The 20,264-nt window shown below is 41.8% G+C and carries 11 protein-coding genes, 2 tRNA genes, 3 rRNA genes and 1 other annotated feature; of the genes, 9 read left to right on the forward strand and 7 right to left on the reverse strand.

Features of this window, described 5'->3' with window-relative positions:
• Window positions 1-38: 38 nt before the first annotated feature.
• The 3 genes from pheA to bamD form a co-directional block, all read right to left on the reverse strand.
• Window positions 39-1,196 (reverse strand): bifunctional chorismate mutase/prephenate dehydratase, encoded by a 1,158-nt coding sequence (gene pheA, locus EHE21_RS04930; protein ID WP_194952011.1) that lies wholly within the window; start codon window positions 1,194-1,196, stop codon window positions 39-41.
• Window positions 1,197-1,231: 35 nt separating this feature from the next.
• Window positions 1,232-1,347, reverse strand: a sequence feature (Phe leader region).
• Window positions 1,348-1,501: 154 nt separating this feature from the next.
• Window positions 1,502-1,837 carry a ribosome-associated translation inhibitor RaiA gene (gene raiA, locus EHE21_RS04935; RefSeq protein ID WP_075672427.1) on the reverse strand — a complete coding sequence of 112 codons (336 nt, stop codon included), beginning with the start codon at window positions 1,835-1,837 and terminating at the stop codon, window positions 1,502-1,504.
• A 271-nt stretch (window positions 1,838-2,108) separates the two neighbouring features.
• A complete protein-coding gene (bamD, locus tag EHE21_RS04940; protein ID WP_088493480.1) occupies window positions 2,109-2,843 on the reverse strand; it encodes an outer membrane protein assembly factor BamD in 735 nt (244 codons plus the stop codon).
• A gap of 135 nt (window positions 2,844-2,978) precedes the next feature.
• Between bamD and rluD the strand changes: the two genes are divergently transcribed.
• The 8 genes from rluD (at window position 2,979) to rrf (ending at window position 13,261) form a co-directional block, all read left to right on the forward strand.
• Complete coding sequence (rluD, locus tag EHE21_RS04945) at window positions 2,979-3,956, forward strand: 23S rRNA pseudouridine(1911/1915/1917) synthase RluD (RefSeq protein ID WP_075672439.1); 978 nt, start codon at window positions 2,979-2,981, stop codon at window positions 3,954-3,956.
• Window positions 3,957-4,688, forward strand: coding sequence for a purine nucleoside phosphorylase YfiH (yfiH, locus tag EHE21_RS04950; RefSeq protein ID WP_102949399.1), 732 nt, complete (start codon window positions 3,957-3,959; stop codon window positions 4,686-4,688).
• A gap of 146 nt (window positions 4,689-4,834) precedes the next feature.
• Window positions 4,835-7,408 carry an ATP-dependent chaperone ClpB gene (gene clpB / locus EHE21_RS04955; RefSeq protein ID WP_088493479.1) on the forward strand — a complete coding sequence of 858 codons (2,574 nt, stop codon included), beginning with the start codon at window positions 4,835-4,837 and terminating at the stop codon, window positions 7,406-7,408.
• Window positions 7,409-7,990: 582 nt separating this feature from the next.
• Window positions 7,991-9,533: ribosomal RNA gene (locus EHE21_RS04960) — 16S ribosomal RNA — on the forward strand.
• A gap of 71 nt (window positions 9,534-9,604) precedes the next feature.
• Window positions 9,605-9,681, forward strand: a tRNA-Ile gene (locus tag EHE21_RS04965).
• Window positions 9,682-9,841: 160 nt separating this feature from the next.
• Window positions 9,842-9,917: transfer RNA gene (locus EHE21_RS04970), tRNA-Ala, on the forward strand.
• A gap of 208 nt (window positions 9,918-10,125) precedes the next feature.
• Window positions 10,126-13,028: ribosomal RNA gene (locus EHE21_RS04975) — 23S ribosomal RNA — on the forward strand.
• Window positions 13,029-13,145: 117 nt separating this feature from the next.
• Window positions 13,146-13,261: ribosomal RNA gene (rrf, locus tag EHE21_RS04980) — 5S ribosomal RNA — on the forward strand.
• The 16S, 23S and 5S rRNA genes sit together here with 2 tRNA genes alongside, the layout of an rRNA operon.
• A 76-nt stretch (window positions 13,262-13,337) precedes the next feature.
• On the opposite strand, the gene EHE21_RS04985 is transcribed toward rrf, so the two are convergent.
• The 4 genes from EHE21_RS04985 to EHE21_RS05000 all read right to left on the reverse strand — a co-directional run bounded on the left by EHE21_RS04985 (window position 13,338) and on the right by EHE21_RS05000 (window position 18,773).
• Window positions 13,338-13,685, reverse strand: coding sequence for a YfiM family lipoprotein (locus tag EHE21_RS04985; RefSeq protein ID WP_194952012.1), 348 nt, complete (start codon window positions 13,683-13,685; stop codon window positions 13,338-13,340).
• Between the two features lie 151 nt (window positions 13,686-13,836).
• On the reverse strand, window positions 13,837-15,195 hold the full coding sequence (pssA, locus tag EHE21_RS04990) for a CDP-diacylglycerol--serine O-phosphatidyltransferase (RefSeq protein ID WP_088493477.1): 1,359 nt from the start codon (window positions 15,193-15,195) through the stop codon (window positions 13,837-13,839).
• A 178-nt stretch (window positions 15,196-15,373) separates the two neighbouring features.
• Window positions 15,374-18,043: a bifunctional acetate--CoA ligase family protein/GNAT family N-acetyltransferase gene (locus tag EHE21_RS04995; protein ID WP_194952013.1), complete on the reverse strand. Its 2,670-nt coding sequence runs from the start codon at window positions 18,041-18,043 to the stop codon at window positions 15,374-15,376.
• A 28-nt stretch (window positions 18,044-18,071) separates the two neighbouring features.
• Window positions 18,072-18,773: a tRNA-uridine aminocarboxypropyltransferase gene (locus EHE21_RS05000; RefSeq protein WP_088495955.1), complete on the reverse strand. Its 702-nt coding sequence runs from the start codon at window positions 18,771-18,773 to the stop codon at window positions 18,072-18,074.
• 231 nt (window positions 18,774-19,004) lie between these two features.
• Here EHE21_RS05000 and EHE21_RS05005 point away from each other — a divergent pair, with 231 nt between their 5' ends.
• Entirely contained in the window at window positions 19,005-20,168 is a 1,164-nt protein-coding gene (locus EHE21_RS05005) for a tRNA/rRNA methyltransferase (RefSeq protein WP_194952014.1), read from the forward strand.
• Window positions 20,169-20,264: the final 96 nt, after the last annotated feature.

Raw genomic sequence — 20,264 nt, forward strand, 5'->3', positions numbered from 1 at the left:
ATAGTTATACGCTATCTGGCTTTTATCTTTGCATGAGGTTATTTCACTTCAACAGGAACAACATTTTCTGAAGGGTAACAGCCTAATATTTTTAGTGAGCGTGTTGTTTGCGATAAATCGTGTAAGGCTTTTTGCATATTGATATCACGTAAATTTGCTTGAACATCAATATAAAACATCTCTTCCCAAGGAGTGCCATTAATAGGACGCGACTCGAGTTTTGTCATAATAATGTCGTATTTTTTTAAAATCATTAAGGCATCAACTAATGCACCTGCTTGTTGCCCTGTCGCCATTAAGAAGGTTGTTTTAGCAGGAACTTGGTCTGAAACATCAATTGCTTTTCGTGCAATAACAATAAAGCGAGTTACGTTTATTTGCTGGTTTGCTAAATTATTGGCTAAGGGTTTTAAACCATAAAGAGAGCCACCGGCTTCACTACCAATAGCTGCAACGTGTGCTGATTGTGCAAGAGCCACTTTTTCCATTGCAGCCGCTGTACTTTCGCAATATTCAATTTTCCAGTTTGGATACTGATTTAAATAATGACTACATTGTTGGAAGGGTTGAGGATGACTATAAATAGTTTTCAATTCTTCTGGACTGCTATCAACACTTGTTAAAAGTGCATGATTAATAGGGATACGAATTTCCCCAACAATAGAGATTGATGTTGTTTGCAGTAAATCGTAAACATCATTAATTGCACCAGAACTGGTATTTTCAATCGGCAGTAAACCGTAATCAGCTTGACCGGTATCGACAAGTGTAAAAATGTCGTCAAATTTCTGACAAGTACAATCAACGAAGGTATCAAAATGGCGAGCTGCATATTGACGAGCGGCAATATGTGAATAAGAGCCTTTAGGCCCTAAATAAGCAATTCTAGCTGACTCATTAGGTGTTGCATTAAGATGTTGTTGTAGGATGGCTTGTTGCGTTAATACAGAGTCTTCAATGATCATTTGAAAAATACGACTAATATAAAAACCATCTAGCCCAACGTTTTTTCCTTTCTCAATTAATAAATCAAGTAATTCACGCTCACGATTTTTATCTCTAATAGGGCGATGTGTATTCAATTTAAATTGAGCGACATCAGCAGATAATTGGCGTCTGTTTGCTAACAACGTTAGTAATTCTGAATCTAACGTTGTGATTTTATCTCTGATTGCTAATAAATCGAGTTTTTCCATGTTTAAGCCCTATACCGTTATGTCATACCATCATAAATAAAAAAGCCTCCAGTTGGAGGCTATTGTCGTTCTTATTTTTCTTTCTGAAATGACAAAGCCTCTTAATGAAAGAGTAGAAAGAAAAAGAAGAAAGGCAAATGTGAATGTTTGTTCATTATATTGATTGGTAAATTATTTAACATATAGCTATCAAACATGATGATGTGAAAGGAGTCAAGAAAAATACAATAAAAAGCGCATCACGAGGATGCGCAGAGGCGTTTTGAGTCAGTGATTTATTCTAATTTTTAATCTTGCTTTACTATTTACATTTCATCGACAAGTAAATTCTCTTCTTTCAGGCTGTTATCAGCCCGACGAGATTCGTTTTTATGCTGAACTTTGTTTAATTGGCGTTCAAGTTTTGCCAGTAAGTCATTAATTGCAACATACATATCGGCGTGTTGTGCATTAGCGACCAGTTGCCCATTTGGTGTATGAATGCTGGCATCAACACTAAAACCTTTAGGATCTTTCGTAAGAATAATATGAGGATTGATTAAATTCACCTGCCATTTATTGAGTTTAGTTAGACGGCTTTCAATGTGTTCACGTAGTGCTGGGGTAATTTCCATTTGTTTGCTAGTAATATTTATAATCATATAGTTACCTCTTTATTACTCCGTCTTCGATAACTTCAGAATATCGTGATACACAATTTAAAACATGATCAAAATCACTTTTTGTTAGATGTATGTGTAACTAGTAATAGAAACGTGACAAATGATAAATAGCTGAAAAAGACCGCTTGTTAAGTTGCATTTATTCAGTCATATTAGGAAGGTTGGGCTGATGAAAAGTAAAGACAATTTAGCTAGAAAAGAATAAAAAAACAGCAGCGATAAGCTGCTGTTTTTGATGGTAATGTTTTAGTTAGGCTGGATTTGCTGCAATCAATGAAGCCACTTTTTCAGCTTCTAGTGTCAGACCTAATTCTTTATAAGCGTTTTCCATGTAAACAAGCGCATCACGAGTGGCTTGTGTATCAGGATAATCACGCATCATTTGCTCTACTCTATTAATAACCGCGACATAAGCCCCTCGTTTAGTATAGAATTTCGCAACAGAAAGCTCATACTTCGCTAAACGGTTTTTAAGAAAGACTAGGCGTTTGGTTGCATCGGCGACATAAAGACTGTCTGGATAGTAACGAACTAATTGACTAAAATCTTTAAATGCCACGATTGCATGTTGAGGATCACGGTCTGAACGATCAATACCAAAGAATCCTTGTAATGCACTATCATCTAATGCTTGAGCTGTTAAGCCACGCATATAAAGAACATAGTCGATATTAGGATGGGTTGGATTTAATCGCATAAAACGGTCGATTGCAGAAATCGCCATTGGTAGTTCTGCTGATTTATAATAAGCATAAATCAGATCGAGTTGAACTTGTTGCGAGTAAGGGCCAAAAGGATAGCGATTATCGAGAGACTCTAATTGTTTGATAGCCGCTCCATAATTGCCATCTAGCAATTTTTCCTGACTGGTTGAGTAAAGCTCAGAAGGCGACATATCGGCAGTAGCGTCTTTGTCTGAACTCGAACAGCCAGCAAGTAACAGGCTTACAGTGGCCGCTGCCACCAGGTATTTAATGCGTCTCATCACGTATTGATTATCCTCTGAATAGGTTTGGGGAGTCTCTCCGTGAAGCTCCCCTGAAATCGGTTACACTATAACTCATTTTAAATGAAACGGCTGTGCCGTCAAAACACTAACTTAATTAATAGAAAATTATTTATGTCTCAACAAATACGACTTAATGCTACAGTCGCAGATTCACAGCTGGGTCAACGCTTAGATCAGGCTTTGGCCGAAATGTTCCCTGATTATTCAAGATCTCGTATAAAAGAGTGGATCTTAGACAATAGAGTGCAGGTTAACGATAAAATCATCAATAAGCCAAAAGAAAAAATGCTTGGCGGTGAAAAAATTGAAGTCGATGCCTTAATTGAAGAGGAAGTTCGCTGGGAGCCTCAGAATATTCCGTTAAATATCGTCTATGAAGATGATGATATTTTAGTTATCAATAAACCAAGAGATCTCGTTGTACATCCTGGTGCGGGTAACCCAGATGGCACCGTACTAAACGCATTACTTTATCGCTATCCAGAGATTGCTAATGTACCTCGTGCGGGTATTGTCCACCGATTGGATAAAGATACAACAGGTTTAATGGTTGTTGCAAAAACAGTTCCTGCACAAACGCATTTAGTAGAAGCTTTACAACGTCGTGAAATCACCCGTGAGTATGAAGCGGTTGCAACAGGAAGAATGACGGCAGGTGGATTAGTGAATGAACCTATTTCTCGACATCCAACTAAACGTACTCATATGGCTGTGCACCCAATGGGTAAACCAGCAGTAACACATTATCGTGTTATGGAGCATTTCCGTGCTCATACACGTTTGCGTTTGCGTTTAGAAACTGGTCGTACTCACCAAATTCGTGTTCATATGGCTCATATTCACCATGCGTTAATTGGTGACCAGCTTTATGCAGGAAGACCTCGTCCTTTAAAAGGGGCTTCAGATGAATTACGTGAAACGTTACGTTTATTTGATAGACAAGCTCTGCACGCAACGATGCTACGCCTTTATCATCCAATAACGGGTATTGAAATGGAATGGCATGCACCATTACCTGATGATATGGTTAAGCTTATCGATGTGCTAAAAGCTGACGTTGAACAGTTTAAAGATGAAATGGATTGGTAAATGACTTCATTAATTTTTCCAGATTGGCCACAACCTGAAAATATTGGGTCTTGCAGTACCTTGAGAGAAGGGGGGATTAGTCTGCCACCTTATAATAGCCTCAACTTAGGTACTCATGTTGGTGATAAATTGTCTGATGTCGAAGAAAATAGACGCAGACTTTGTCAACAAGCTCAATTGCCTGAAATGCCATTATGGCTTGAGCAAGTTCATGGCACTCATGTTGTTACACTAAATACTGAGAAAAATAATGAATTACAAGGTGATGCCCTTTACACCTCTACTGAGAAAAAAGTTTGCGCAATTATGACGGCAGATTGTTTGCCTGTCCTTTTTACAACGGTTGATGGAACAGAAGTTGGCGCAGCTCATGGTGGATGGCGAGGGCTTTGCCACGGTGTATTACAAAATACACTTGCGCATTTTAAAGCACCTAAAGATCAAATTATGGCATGGTTAGGACCCGCAATTGGACCAACCGCTTTTGAGGTCGGTGCAGAAGTTCGGTTGGCATTTATCGAAAAAAATATTGCCTTTGAGCCTGCATTTATTCCCCATAATGGTAAATACTTAGCTAATATTTATATGTTAGCGAGAATAATCTTACAGGAAAGTGGAGTAACTCAGATTTATGGTGGTGATTTTTGTACTGTAACTGATCCATCACGCTTTTTCTCTTATAGACGAGAGCATACAACAGGGCGAATGGCATCATTAATCTGGATTAAATAAACTTCCTCTCAGCATTTTTTCTCACTTATCTCAAATATTGATAAATATTTTTGCTCAAAATTTTTATTTTGAGCTTGAATATTGTCAAAATGACCTCATCTATTCTCCAGTTACGAATTTTACTTTAAATTTTACTTGGAGGTGTTATGCGTCTGGATAAATTAACCAATAAATTCCAGCAAGCTCTCGCAGACGCCCAGTCATTGGCACTTGGGAACGATAATCAATTTATAGAACCCATACATTTACTGAGTGCGTTATTTAATCAACAAGGTGGCTCAATTCGCCCTCTATTAACATCTGTAGGTGTTAATGCATCGCAATTTAATGAGCGAATTAATGATGCTTTGTCTCGATTACCTAAAGTCGAAGGTGCTGGTGGAGAGGTTCATCCCTCAAATGATTTAATTAAGCACCTTAACTTGTGCGATAAATTGGCACAGAAAAAAGGTGATGAATTTATTTCATCAGAGCTCTTTCTTTTAGCTGCTATGGAAACCGGTGGTCAAGTTGCTGACATGCTAAAAGCAGCTGGAGCGAATAAAGCAAGTCTTGAGATAGCGATTGAAAAAATACGTGGTGGAGAAACAGTGAACGATCAAAATGCAGAAGACCAACGTCAGGCATTGAAAAAATATACTGTGGATTTAACGGAAAGAGCAGAACAAGGCAAACTCGATCCTGTCATTGGTCGTGATGAAGAAATAAGAAGAACCATTCAAGTTCTACAACGCCGTACTAAAAATAACCCGGTACTTATTGGTGAACCGGGTGTAGGTAAAACGGCAATAGTTGAAGGTTTAGCTCAACGTATTGTTAATGGTGAAGTTCCTGAAGGTTTAAAAAATAAACGTGTACTTTCTTTGGATATGGGCTCGTTATTAGCTGGTGCTAAATATCGTGGTGAATTTGAAGAACGTTTAAAAGCCGTTTTAAATGATTTATCTAAACAGGAAGGTAGCGTCATTCTGTTTATTGATGAATTGCACACAATGGTTGGCGCAGGTAAAGCCGACGGTGCTATGGATGCAGGTAATATGTTAAAACCTGCATTGGCTCGTGGTGAATTACACTGCGTAGGTGCAACAACACTTGATGAATATCGTCAATATATTGAAAAAGATGCGGCATTAGAACGTCGTTTCCAAAAAGTGTATGTGGCAGAGCCAACAGTAGAAGACACGATCGCTATTTTGCGTGGCCTGAAAGAACGTTATGAACTCCATCATCATGTTCAAATTACTGATCCCGCGATTGTTGCCGCGGCGACTTTATCTCATCGCTATATTTCTGACCGTATGCTGCCAGATAAAGCGATTGACTTGATTGATGAAGCGGGTGCAAGCCTACGTATGCAAATGGATTCAAAACCAGAGGCATTAGATAGACTTGATAGACGTATTATTCAGCTTAAGCTTGAACAACAGGCACTGCAAAAAGAGTCTGATGACGCAAGTAAAAAACGTTTAGAAATGCTAAATGAAGAACTTGCTGAAAAAGAGAAAGAATATTCTGTTTTAGAAGAAGAGTGGAAAGCAGAAAAAGCAGAGCTTACAGGTACTCAGCATATTAAGTCTGAATTAGAGCAAGCGCGTATCGCATTAGAGCAAGCTCGCCGTAGTGGTGATTTGGCGAAAATGTCAGAAATCCAATATGGGCAAATTCCGACACTAGAAAAACAGCTTGCTGAAGCTAATAAAGCTGAAGATAAGCATATGAAGCTGTTACGTAATAAAGTCACTGATGCTGAAATTGCTGAGATCTTAGCGCGTTGGACAGGTATTCCTGTATCTAGAATGCTAGAAGGGGAACGTGAAAAACTGCTAAGAATGGAACAAGAATTACATAGACGTGTAATTGGTCAGGCTGAAGCTGTAAGTGCAGTATCTAATGCTATCCGTCGTAGTCGTGCTGGATTATCTGATCCTAACCGCCCAATTGGTTCGTTCTTATTCTTAGGACCAACGGGGGTTGGTAAGACTGAATTGTGTAAAGCACTAGCGAACTTCTTGTTTGATAGTGATGATGCAATGGTTCGTATCGATATGTCTGAATTTATGGAAAAACACTCCGTTTCTCGTTTAGTGGGTGCGCCTCCAGGATATGTTGGTTACGAAGAAGGTGGATATTTAACAGAAGCCGTTCGCCGTCGTCCTTATTCAGTTATCTTATTAGATGAAGTTGAAAAAGCGCACCCAGATGTATTCAATATCTTATTACAAGTATTGGATGATGGTCGTTTAACAGATGGACAAGGCAGAACCGTCGATTTTCGTAATACAGTTGTGATTATGACATCGAACTTAGGGTCTGATTTAATTCAAGAACGTTTCGGGACAATTGATTACCCTGAAATGAAGAACATTGTGATGGATGTTGTTGGCCATCATTTCAGACCAGAGTTTATCAACCGTATTGATGAAGTTGTGGTATTCCACCCATTAGGTAAAGAAAACATTGCAGCGATTGCACAAATTCAGTTGCGTCGTTTATACCAGCGTTTAGAAGAGCGTGGTTATCACGTTACGATCACAGGCGCTGCATTAGAGAAATTGAGCGAAGTTGGATTCGACCCAATTTATGGTGCTCGACCATTGAAACGAGCTATCCAGCAAGAGGTTGAAAACCCATTAGCTCAAGATATCTTGTCTGGCAAATTATTACCGGGTAAAGAGATTATCTTAGATTTAGATGACAATAAGATAATTGCAAAACAGTAATAGAGCCTTTTCTGTATTGATTATGATAAAGAAGAGATGCCAATAAATTGAAAAAGAGGCTTATATAAGCCTCTTTTTTTATGGTTTATGTCTTAATGGGGGAGAATAAAGATAATCTACAAATAGTATTTTTTTATATTTGAAACTTTTTTAGACAGAGATTGTCTATTATTTACACCAAAAACACCAATTTGATTATTAAGTGCGCTGTCGGAAAGTTTTTTTAAAATAATACTTGTCACACTCAGAAAACTCCCTATAATGCGCCCTCGTTGTCACGGCAAACCACGCTAAGTGAGTTAGCCAAGAGAACAAAGAAAAAAAGTGAAAAGCCTTGAAAATAAACGCTTGACACTGAATGAGGAAGATGTAGAATGCACCTCCTCGCAACAACGCAGAAGACCGGAAACGGCAGCGATAGTTGCACTGCTCTTTAACAAATTATCAGACAATCTGTGTGGGCACTCGCAGAGACGATATCTTCTAAAATATTAGATGTATCAAGTCTTGAAGAGTGAACAACAAAAGTAAATTCATTTATGAATAGCTAAGTTTTCGATTTCTTTGAGCATCAAACACTTTTAATTGAAGAGTTTGATCATGGCTCAGATTGAACGCTGGCGGCAGGCCTAACACATGCAAGTCGAGCGGTAACAGGGGAAAGCTTGCTTTCTTGCTGACGAGCGGCGGACGGGTGAGTAATGTATGGGGATCTGCCCGATAGAGGGGGATAACTACTGGAAACGGTGGCTAATACCGCATGACGTCTACGGACCAAAGCAGGGGCTCTTCGGACCTTGCGCTATCGGATGAACCCATATGGGATTAGCTAGTAGGTGAGGTAATGGCTCACCTAGGCGACGATCTCTAGCTGGTCTGAGAGGATGATCAGCCACACTGGGACTGAGACACGGCCCAGACTCCTACGGGAGGCAGCAGTGGGGAATATTGCACAATGGGCGCAAGCCTGATGCAGCCATGCCGCGTGTATGAAGAAGGCCTTAGGGTTGTAAAGTACTTTCAGCGGGGAGGAAGGTGTTAAGATTAATACTCTTAGCAATTGACGTTACCCGCAGAAGAAGCACCGGCTAACTCCGTGCCAGCAGCCGCGGTAATACGGAGGGTGCAAGCGTTAATCGGAATTACTGGGCGTAAAGCGCACGCAGGCGGTCAATTAAGTCAGATGTGAAAGCCCCGAGCTTAACTTGGGAATTGCATCTGAAACTGGTTGGCTAGAGTCTTGTAGAGGGGGGTAGAATTCCACGTGTAGCGGTGAAATGCGTAGAGATGTGGAGGAATACCGGTGGCGAAGGCGGCCCCCTGGACAAAGACTGACGCTCAGGTGCGAAAGCGTGGGGAGCAAACAGGATTAGATACCCTGGTAGTCCACGCTGTAAACGATGTCGATTTAGAGGTTGTGGTCTTGAACCGTGGCTTCTGGAGCTAACGCGTTAAATCGACCGCCTGGGGAGTACGGCCGCAAGGTTAAAACTCAAATGAATTGACGGGGGCCCGCACAAGCGGTGGAGCATGTGGTTTAATTCGATGCAACGCGAAGAACCTTACCTACTCTTGACATCCAGAGAATCCTTTAGAGATAGAGGAGTGCCTTCGGGAACTCTGAGACAGGTGCTGCATGGCTGTCGTCAGCTCGTGTTGTGAAATGTTGGGTTAAGTCCCGCAACGAGCGCAACCCTTATCCTTTGTTGCCAGCGCGTGATGGCGGGAACTCAAAGGAGACTGCCGGTGATAAACCGGAGGAAGGTGGGGATGACGTCAAGTCATCATGGCCCTTACGAGTAGGGCTACACACGTGCTACAATGGCAGATACAAAGAGAAGCGACCTCGCGAGAGCAAGCGGAACTCATAAAGTCTGTCGTAGTCCGGATTGGAGTCTGCAACTCGACTCCATGAAGTCGGAATCGCTAGTAATCGTAGATCAGAATGCTACGGTGAATACGTTCCCGGGCCTTGTACACACCGCCCGTCACACCATGGGAGTGGGTTGCAAAAGAAGTAGGTAGCTTAACCTTCGGGAGGGCGCTTACCACTTTGTGATTCATGACTGGGGTGAAGTCGTAACAAGGTAACCGTAGGGGAACCTGCGGTTGGATCACCTCCTTACCTAAGAGATACGTGTTATGTGCAGTGCTCACACAGATTGTCTGATGAAGAACGAGCAGAAATACCGGTATAGGCTTGTAGCTCAGGTGGTTAGAGCGCACCCCTGATAAGGGTGAGGTCGGTGGTTCAAGTCCACTCAGGCCTACCAAATCGTATTGATACTGCGTTGTGAATTCACTCGTTTACTTATTGTAAACTTCGTGACTCCACGCCTTGTCTCACTGCGATTGGCTCAATTCTTAATTAAAGGAAACTTTCCAATAATAAAGAAACCTGAGAAACAAAAACGGTATTAAAGAATGCATTATGGGGCTATAGCTCAGCTGGGAGAGCGCCTGCCTTGCACGCAGGAGGTCAGCGGTTCGATCCCGCTTAGCTCCACCATAATCTCTTGAATATAAAATAATAATTCAGAGTATATTAGCAATAGTATACTGCGAATTATTTTGCTCTTTAACAATCTGGAACAAGCTGAAAAATTGAAAACAAATCAATATATCACCGAGGTATATTGATGAGTCTCTCAAAATCTCAGACCTTGAAGTGTGAACTCAAGACATTGGTCTTCGAGAGAAACATCTTCGGGTTGTGAGGTTAAGCGAATAAGCGTACACGGTGGATGCCTAGGCAATCAGAGGCGATGAAGGACGTGCTAATCTGCGATAAGCGTCGGTAAGGTGATATGAACCGTTATACCCGACGATTTCCGAATGGGGAAACCCAATATCCAATGGATATTATCATGACGTGAATACATAGCGTCATGAAGCGAACCGGGAGAACTGAAACATCTCAGTACCCCGAGGAAAAGAAATCAACCGAGATTCCCCTAGTAGCGGCGAGCGAACGGGGAACAGCCCAGAGTCTTAATCAATAGCAGCATCAGGAGAACGGTCTGGAAAGTCCGGCAGTAAAGGGTGATAGCCCCGTATCCGAAGATGCTGTTATTGTGAACTCGACGAGTAGGGCGGGACACGTGTTATCCTGTCTGAATATGGGGGGACCATCCTCCAAGGCTAAATACTCCTGATTGACCGATAGTGAACCAGTACCGTGAGGGAAAGGCGAAAAGAACCCCGGCGAGGGGAGTGAAAAAGAACCTGAAACCGTGTACGTACAAGCAGTAGGAGCCTCTTTATGGGGTGACTGCGTACCTTTTGTATAATGGGTCAGCGACTTATATTCTGTAGCAAGGTTAACCGTATAGGGGAGCCGTAGGGAAACCGAGTCTTAACTGGGCGAATGAGTTGCAGGGTATAGACCCGAAACCCGGTGATCTATCCATGGGCAGGTTGAAGGTTGGGTAACACTAACTGGAGGACCGAACCGACTAATGTTGAAAAATTAGCGGATGACTTGTGGATGGGGGTGAAAGGCCAATCAAACCGGGAGATAGCTGGTTCTCCCCGAAAGCTATTTAGGTAGCGCCTCGTGAACTCATCTTCGGGGGTAGAGCACTGTTTCGACTAGGGGGTCATCCCGACTTACCAACTCGATGCAAACTGCGAATACCGAAGAATGTTATCACGGGAGACACACGGCGGGTGCTAACGTCCGTCGTGAAGAGGGAAACAACCCAGACCGCCAGCTAAGGTCCCAAAGTCATGGTTAAGTGGGAAACGAAGTGGGAAGGCTCAGACAGCCAGGATGTTGGCTTAGAAGCAGCCATCATTTAAAGAAAGCGTAATAGCTCACTGGTCGAGTCGGCCCGCGCGGAAGATGTAACGGGGCTAAACCATGCACCGAAGCTGCGGCAGCGACACTATGTGTTGTTGGGTAGGGGAGCGTTCTGTAAGCCTGCGAAGGTGTACTGTGAGGTATGCTGGAGGTATCAGAAGTGCGAATGCTGACATAAGTAACGATAATGCGGGTGAAAAACCCGCACGCCGGAAGACCAAGGGTTCCTGTCCAACGTTAATCGGGGCAGGGTGAGTCGACCCCTAAGGCGAGGCTGAAAAGCGTAGTCGATGGGAAACGGGTTAATATTCCCGTACTGGTGGTAACTGCGATGGGGGAACGGAGAAGGCTAGGTTGTCCGGGCGACGGTCGTCCCGGTTCAAGCATGTAGGCAGAGTGATTAGGCAAATCCGGTCACTTAATGCTGAGGTGTGATGACGAGCCACTAAGGTGGTGAAGCAATTGATGCCCTGCTTCCAGGAAAAGCCTCTAAGCTTCAGGTTACCAACAATCGTACCCCAAACCGACACAGGTGGTCAGGTAGAGAATACTCAGGCGCTTGAGAGAACTCGGGTGAAGGAACTAGGCAAAATGGTGCCGTAACTTCGGGAGAAGGCACGCTGGCGGTAAGTGAAGTCCCTTGCGGACGGAGCCGAAGCCAGTCGAAGATACCAGCTGGCTGCAACTGTTTATTAAAAACACAGCACTGTGCAAACACGAAAGTGGACGTATACGGTGTGACGCCTGCCCGGTGCTGGAAGGTTAATTGATGGGGTTATCCGTAAGGAGAAGCTCTTGATCGAAGCCCCAGTAAACGGCGGCCGTAACTATAACGGTCCTAAGGTAGCGAAATTCCTTGTCGGGTAAGTTCCGACCTGCACGAATGGCGTAATGATGGCCAGGCTGTCTCCACCCGAGACTCAGTGAAATTGAACTCGCTGTGAAGATGCAGTGTACCCGCGGCAAGACGGAAAGACCCCGTGAACCTTTACTATAGCTTGACACTGAACATTGAGCCTTGATGTGTAGGATAGGTGGGAGACTATGAAGTGTGGACGCCAGTCTGCATGGAGTCAACCTTGAAATACCACCCTTTAACGTTTGATGTTCTAACCTAGGTCCATAATCTGGATCGGGGACCGTGTCTGGTGGGTAGTTTGACTGGGGCGGTCTCCTCCTAAAGAGTAACGGAGGAGCACGAAGGTTGGCTAAGCATGGTCGGACATCATGCGGTTAGTGCAAAGGCATAAGCCAGCTTGACTGTGAGAGTGACGGCTCGAGCAGGTACGAAAGTAGGTCTTAGTGATCCGGTGGTTCTGAATGGAAGGGCCATCGCTCAACGGATAAAAGGTACTCCGGGGATAACAGGCTGATACCGCCCAAGAGTTCATATCGACGGCGGTGTTTGGCACCTCGATGTCGGCTCATCACATCCTGGGGCTGAAGTAGGTCCCAAGGGTATGGCTGTTCGCCATTTAAAGTGGTACGCGAGCTGGGTTTAGAACGTCGTGAGACAGTTCGGTCCCTATCTGCCGTGGGCGTTGGAAGATTGAGAGGGGTTGCTCCTAGTACGAGAGGACCGGAGTGAACGCACCACTGGTGTTCGGGTTGTCATGCCAATGGCATTGCCCGGTAGCTAAGTGCGGAAGAGATAACCGCTGAAAGCATCTAAGCGGGAAACTTGCCTCGAGATGAGTCTTCCCTGTCACCTTGAGTGACCTAAAGGAACGTTTAAGACTAAGACGTTGATAGGCTGGGTGTGTAAGCGTAGCGATACGTTGAGCTAACCAGTACTAATGAACCGTGAGGCTTAACCTGACAACACCGAAGGTGTTTTGTCTGAGAGACAAACAGTAGATGAAGTAGGCTTGTTTAAGATTGAATATTGCTGGTTATGACGAGAAATCGATGTAACGGGTAATAAAACCGAATTTGCTTGGCGGCCATAGCGCAGCGGACCCACCTGAATCCATGCCGAACTCAGAAGTGAAACGTTGTAGCGCCGATGGTAGTGTGGGGTCTCCCCATGTGAGAGTAGGGAACTGCCAGGCATTAAATAAGACGAGAAAGCCAACCCACTGGGTTGGCTTTTTTGCGTTTGGGGTTTTAAGTACTCTGAATAAAAAACTATTTTAATTGCTGATAAAGTAATGAACCCGCCGCTGCTCCTGCAACATCGTAAGCAAAATCATGCCAGCTCCAACCAGTACCTTCTGGACGACTATCATAAAGCTCTTTTGCTGCACCTAAGCTAATCGAAAACGATAGCCCTATTAATAATCCCTCTCTATGACCATAATTTTGATGATCTGCATATGCATTTGCACCTGCAGATGCTGCCATTGAAAATAAGAAATGCTGAGCTTTATCTTTGCCTTTCCAATTATCATTTGCAAAATGAAATGACTGGCAACCATTTAAAGTTATTATTGATAATAAAATAATCAGAGAACGACATTTGAGCTTTAGTTTCATAAAAATAAAAGCCTTTTCACTGATAACAATGTTTTTAATATAGAAGATTATTAAAGATAAGGGATGATTTGAGAAAAGAATTTTATTAAACAATTTTTTAAACAAAAAAGCCTTGCTGTAATTTAGCAAGGCTTATCAAATGAAGTATCAATTAAAGTATGCGGCTGATTAATCTATCAACACGAATACGTCGTAAGCGTTTAATTAATTTCTTCACTTTTAGAGGATAAAGCTTAATACTTTCTAGATCTTGGTAGTGTTTCACGACAATAGTATGTTGGCGAATACACTCTAACTCTTTGTGTCGTTGCTCATGTAATTCATGTTTAGGATCATGAATTAATATGGCATTTTCTAAATCTAATCCCCATGCACGTGGATTAAGATTATTACCCGTAATTAATTGCCAGCTATCATCTACCCACATACCTTTTAAGTGATATGTATTATCGCTATCTTTCCAAAGTCTTACGGTTAATTGGTTGCTATCAATAAATCGTTGGAAACGTTGGGTAAATTTACGCAAGTTCATTTCATAGAGATAAGGCAAAGCACCAATAATTTTAAATGGCTCTTCTGGTGGAATATAGAAGTCATTTGCTGTTTTATCACCAATAATAATTTCGACTTGCTTGCCATTTCTTAATAAATGACTGATTTGGCGTACAAGGATCGCAGGTAAATTAAAATAAGGTGTACAAATAACAAGTTTTTCTTCAGTAGAAGCCATAAGGTGAGAAATTGTCTTATTTAAGATATTTTTCTTACCTAAACCCATTAAAGGTGTTACTGCCAGCTCGTTATTAGAAGCATTGGCTTTAATATCATAGCCATCACGAGTGCGTAAATTGAAACGAAATTGGCGAATACAGTTTTTAATTTCGGCACAACGAACTCTATCTTTAATATCCAGTCGTTGAATCGCTTCTGATTGCAAAAGATCAGACACGATAAATTGCTTCATTGTGGAAGCTAATTCGCTATTTTGGATAATGTGATATCTGTCATAACGATACTTATCAAGCTTGTGCAAATAAACATTATTAATACTTGCACCACTATAGATAATCGTATCATCAAAGATAAAGCCTTTAAGGTGTAATACACCTAATGCTTCGCGAGTGTTTACGGGAATACCGTAAATAGGGATCTCGATATCAGGGTGTTGCTGTGCAACATGGTAGTACCAATCTGCATTTGTTGCATCAGCAGAGACACCAATACGCCCACGTTGAGCACGGTGCCAGTCAACAATAACGGTAATGGATAATTCAGGACGTTGTTGTTTTGCGGTGTAAAGCGCATCAAGGATCTCTTCACCAGCCTCATCGTGCTCTAGGTAAAGAGCTGTAATAAAGATCTCTTTCTTTGCTTGAGCAATATATTTCAATAAGGTGCTGCGAAACGCGGACGTCTGATAAAGCGTTTCAACATCAGCAACTGACTGAGCTAATTTAGGCAGTTGTGCAAGGTGTTGTTGATGCTTAGCAAGTTTTAGTTTAGACAACATCACAGTGCTTAATTCTCTTGTTTATGATGGCAGATGGAGCCATCGTCCATGTAGATTTTCTTTAACCGATCTTCTGATCATAACATTAGTTATATGGGATGTACGCATAAAATCATCATATATAGCTAATTTATCAAAGGATGCGTGAACAATCACATAAAGAAACTTTCTCTAATGATTATAGCGTTGGGTTATCTTTTGAAGGTCCAAGCTGTAAATCAAGATTGACTATTCCTTCATCAAATTGTACTTCAACAGAAAATCCCAGTTTTTTCGCTAAACTTATCATGTTGCGATTTTCAGGCATTGTAATCGCGGTTAAACGTTTAATGCCATGTTCTCTAGTATAGTTGATAAGTTTAGTCATAAGTTGATGACCTAGAGTATTTCCTTTTAAATCAGAACGCACAAGAATAGCAAATTCTGCATGCTGATTATCGGGATCTGCCATTGCACGGGCAACACCAATGATTTCAGACCTTTCTTCTCGATTTCGGATCGCGACAAAAGCCATTTCTCGATCGTAGTCAATTTGCGTCATATTCGCGAGATCGTCATGTGTAAACTCACTGATCTCACTAAAATAGCGATAATAAAGATCTTCTTTTGTTACTTGGTTTATAAACGTTTTCAGTAACGGTTCATCTTCCGGCAAAATAGGGCGGATAAAGCAAGGATTGTTATCTCTTAGGAAAAAGGTTTCTTCTAATTCATTGGGATAAGGGCGAATAGAGAGTCTCTGATGAGGATCGCCTTGTAGTGGCGCTAACTCCATCGCGACATCGAGTAATGTAAAATCATTACCTGAAGCTAATAGGGGATGAATATCTAATCTGACAATTTGTGGACAATCTAAAAGTAAGTGAGAAACCTGCACCAAAAAATGACTTAGACTTAATATATTTAGAGGCTGTAAAGCGCTTCTTGGTTGTATCTTTCCGCTTTTTATCGCATTAATAACCAGATAACGGGCAAGCGCCATATTTAGAGGTGGCAAAGCAACTGCGGCTTTAGTTTCTATTTGCCACTCAACCCCCCCTTCACCCAACACAATTAATGGGCCAAAAATAGGATCTTGCTCTATGGCGACGCGTAGTTCTTGAGAGCCAGCGCGATTTGCCATACTTTGTACCAATAAACCCTGAATTTGTGCTTGAGGGTAGAGTTCTGTAACGCGCTCTATAATGGCATGTGCTGCTGATGATACTTCTGTGCTGTCTCGAAGATAAAGCATAACACCTTGTACTTCGGACTTATGAGGGATATCAGGAGAACGCAATTTTAGTGCAACAGGATAACCAATCTTTTCAGCAATATTGACAGCTTCTTGTGCATTATGAGCAATCCAAGTAGGAAGTGTATTAAAACCGTAAGCTTCCATAATTGGCTGAACTTGGTGTGTGTCTAATCGATATTGCTTATTTTTTAATGCCTCTTCAATGCAATGGTGCGCTTGTTGCGTATTCATTTTGACATCTAAAGGCAATGCTGGTGTTTCTTTTAGCTGTTTCTGATTTCGACGATATTCCACCATATGCATAAATGCGGTGACAGCACCTTCAGGTGTTCGATAGGTTGGAATTCCAGCTTCACTAAATAATTTACGCGATTGTTGAGATGAATATTCTCCGCCCCAGTTAGTGAAAACGGTAAGCCATTTACGTCGAGGGTGTTTATTGATGGCTTCTATGACTTGTTGTGCCGTTTCAATGCTAGGGGCTATGGCACTAGGTGTGTGAATAAGAAGTAATGCATCATGATCATGGCTATCTAACAAACAATTCAATGCCAAAATATAACGATCAACCGTTGTATCATCACCTAAATTTAGCGGATTACGAATGGCATTTTCTTCTTGAATAATACTTTGTAGCTTTTGTTTTGTTTCATCCGTAAGTTGTGCAAGCTTTCCTGAATGCAAAAATAGCTCATCAACGGCCATTGCAGCAGGTGCCGAGCCATTACTTATAATCATCAATCTTTCGCCTTTTAAAGGCGTCATATAGCTAAGTGTTTCAACGGCAGAAAACATTTCATGGGTATCTTGTACTCGTAATAAACCTGCACGTTGAAAAGCTGCATCATAGGCTACGTCATAACTCGGTGTATCTCCCAATAGCAGTTGAGCTTTTTGGGTACGACCACTTTTTATCACCAGAATCGGTTTGTTGCGCGAAGCACTACGAGATGCTGACATAAAACGCCGAGCATCTTTTATATGCTCAAGATGCAATAAAATTGCACTGGTTTTACTGTCTCTTGCTAGAAAATCCAATAAATCATCGACTTGGATATCTTGATTGTCACCTAACGCAATAAAATAGGAAAAGCCAATATTGCGATAATAAGCCCAATCTAAAATCGTATTGGCGACAGCCGCTGATTGCGAAATAAAAGCGAGCTTTCCTTTTTTAACTGGAAGAGGTGAAAAGCTGGCATTTAAACCTTGCCATGGTGCTAAAAGCCCCAAACTATTTGGGCCAAGTAAACGGATGTGATATTGCTGGCAAAGTAATTTTATTGGCTGAAATTGTTCAGGTTGTGCAGAAAGTACAATTACGGCTTTGCAGCCAGACTCACCTAATTGTTTCAGTAGTTCAAGGTTGCGACGATGGTGTGTACAAATAATCGCGAGATCAGGTACTTGAGGTAATTTATCAATAGAGGGATAAGTAAAAACACCAGAGACAGAGCCACGAGCGGGATTAATCGGAAACACTGGACCATTAAATCCACCACTGAGCAAATTTTTCATCATGGTGGTTCCTGCTCGACCTAATTTTTCAGAGGCACCAATCACCGCAATAGATTTAGGACGTAATAGTGCTTCAAGACCTCGTTGGCTCATATCCACTCCAGAGTTTCATTATCAACTGCTATTCAATGTAGCTGATTTGATCTTCTTTTGCCTGACTCCGGTCTGGTTTTCCAAGTAAATATTGTTGACGAAAGTAACTAAAATGAGAAAAAAGTTGTTGTGAGGCTTGAATATCGCCGACATTTTCTAAAATAGAAGCCGCAACTTCTGCGGTACAATGTTGGTCTTCTCTTGCTGCTTGGCGAAGCACATACTCACATTTAATTGCTTCATTTAAAGAAAAAAGAGGCAATGAATCGAGATAAGGGCTTTTGCGAAACATCTTGCGAGCTTCACTCCAAGTACCATCGAGGAGGATAAACAAAGGCGGTTTGCTATTGGTTGGAAGTTGGTTGTATACAACACGTTCATTTGATGCATAGCTTTCAGGGAAGACAACATAAGCTTGTCTATCAGGTGTATTGATTAGATCAAGCAAAGCCTGTTCAGGCTCGGTTCTAGACCATAAAAATGCCTGCGTATCTGGTAATACATCGGCAATTAATTTTCCTGTATTACTTGGCTTCATCACTTCAGTATCATACATCAATAAACAAAATTGGCTTTTTGCTGGTTGATTGATAATCGTGTCACAAAGGCACTGTTTTTCAGGTAATAAGCAAAAAGAGCAACGTTTTGTACGAAAACCACGCGCTTTAAAAGGGCGAGTTGAAATCGAAAGTCGATATTGACGAAGTCGAGAGACTGCATTGTCATGCATAACAGATTGACCAATACTCATAAAAAAGAATCGAATATTATCATGTTCAAAACAAACAAACTATTCAGTGTGTTTTTATCATAAAAATCATACTGATATATTAGCTATCTATGAGATGAAGTTAATTATCAATTGATCCTGATTAGTTTATCGATTCCTGTGCGTGATTCTCTCGGTGACAGTTGCTAAACTATCATGTAATCTGCGCCCCTATTGCAGTTGGAGAGACAAATGAACGATTCTTATGAAGGTAAAAACGGCAAAGTAAAAGTGATGTATGTCCGTAGTGAGGACAATGCCGATAATAAACCTAAAAAACCATCCCGCCGTCCTGAAAATGGTCGTGGTGATAGCCGTGATAACAAACGCGGTGACAACCGTGACGACAAAAATCGTGATAATAGACGTGGTGACAACCGCGATGATAAAAATCGCGATAACAGACGTGGTGATAACAAATTTTCTCGTCGTGATGACCGCGGTGCAGGTAAGCCTTCAGGGCGTGGCGCATCACGTAATGAATCAAAACCTTCTCGCGATAGCGAAGGCGGAAGTTTTTCTCCATGGAAAATGGTTTCTCGCCCTGCTGGTGAAGAGGCAATTAAAGAGCACGATGGCATTACAGGGAAGAGCCAAATCGATCCTGAACAGCTACGTCGCCAGCGTTTAGAAGAAACGCGTATTTATGGTGAAAATGCCTGCCAAGCAATGTTTAAAAATCGTCCTGATGCGATTGTTCGTGCTTGGTTTTTACAAGATGTGACACCACGTTTTCGTGATGCATTGAAATGGATGGCAGCAAACCGTAAAGCTTATCACGTTGTTGAAGAAGAAGAGATGGTGAAAGCCGCTCGTACCGATCACCACGGTGGCGTGTGCTTCTTAATTAAAAAACGTATGGGTCATGACGCAGAAACTTATCTGAAAGATGCACCTGAACATGATTGCGTATTAGCACTTGAAGATGTGGGTAATCCACATAACGTAGGTGCAATTATGCGTAGCTGTGCGCACTTTGGTGTGAAAGGGGTTATTTCTCCTGATTCTGCTGTATTAGAATCTGGTGCTGCTGTTCGTACCGCAGAAGGTGGTGCAGAATATATCCAAGGTATTGATGCTGATAATTTTGCTGAAACTTTAGATAAATTTAAAAAAGCGGGTTATACGCTGGTGGCAACATCAAGCCATAAAGGCAGTGTGCCATTATCAAAAGCACAATTACCGGCAAAAATGGTTCTTATCTTAGGTCAAGAGAAAGATGGCTTAAGTGAAAGTACTTTAAATCAAGGTGATATGAGCATTTACATCGGTGGTACTGGTCACGTTGAAAGCTTAAACGTCTCTGTGGCTTCTGGTGTGTTATTAGCAGAATGGTGGCGTCAGCACCAAGGCTAATCGCTTTATTGTTTTAAAGAATACTTTATTTTTTAAAGAACACTTTATTTTTTAAGAATAGTAAAAATCCCGCTTAATCATTGTGATTTAAGCGGG

This window comes from Proteus sp. GOKU (assembly GCF_015475555.1).
GTDB lineage: Bacteria > Pseudomonadota > Gammaproteobacteria > Enterobacterales > Enterobacteriaceae > Proteus > Proteus mirabilis_B.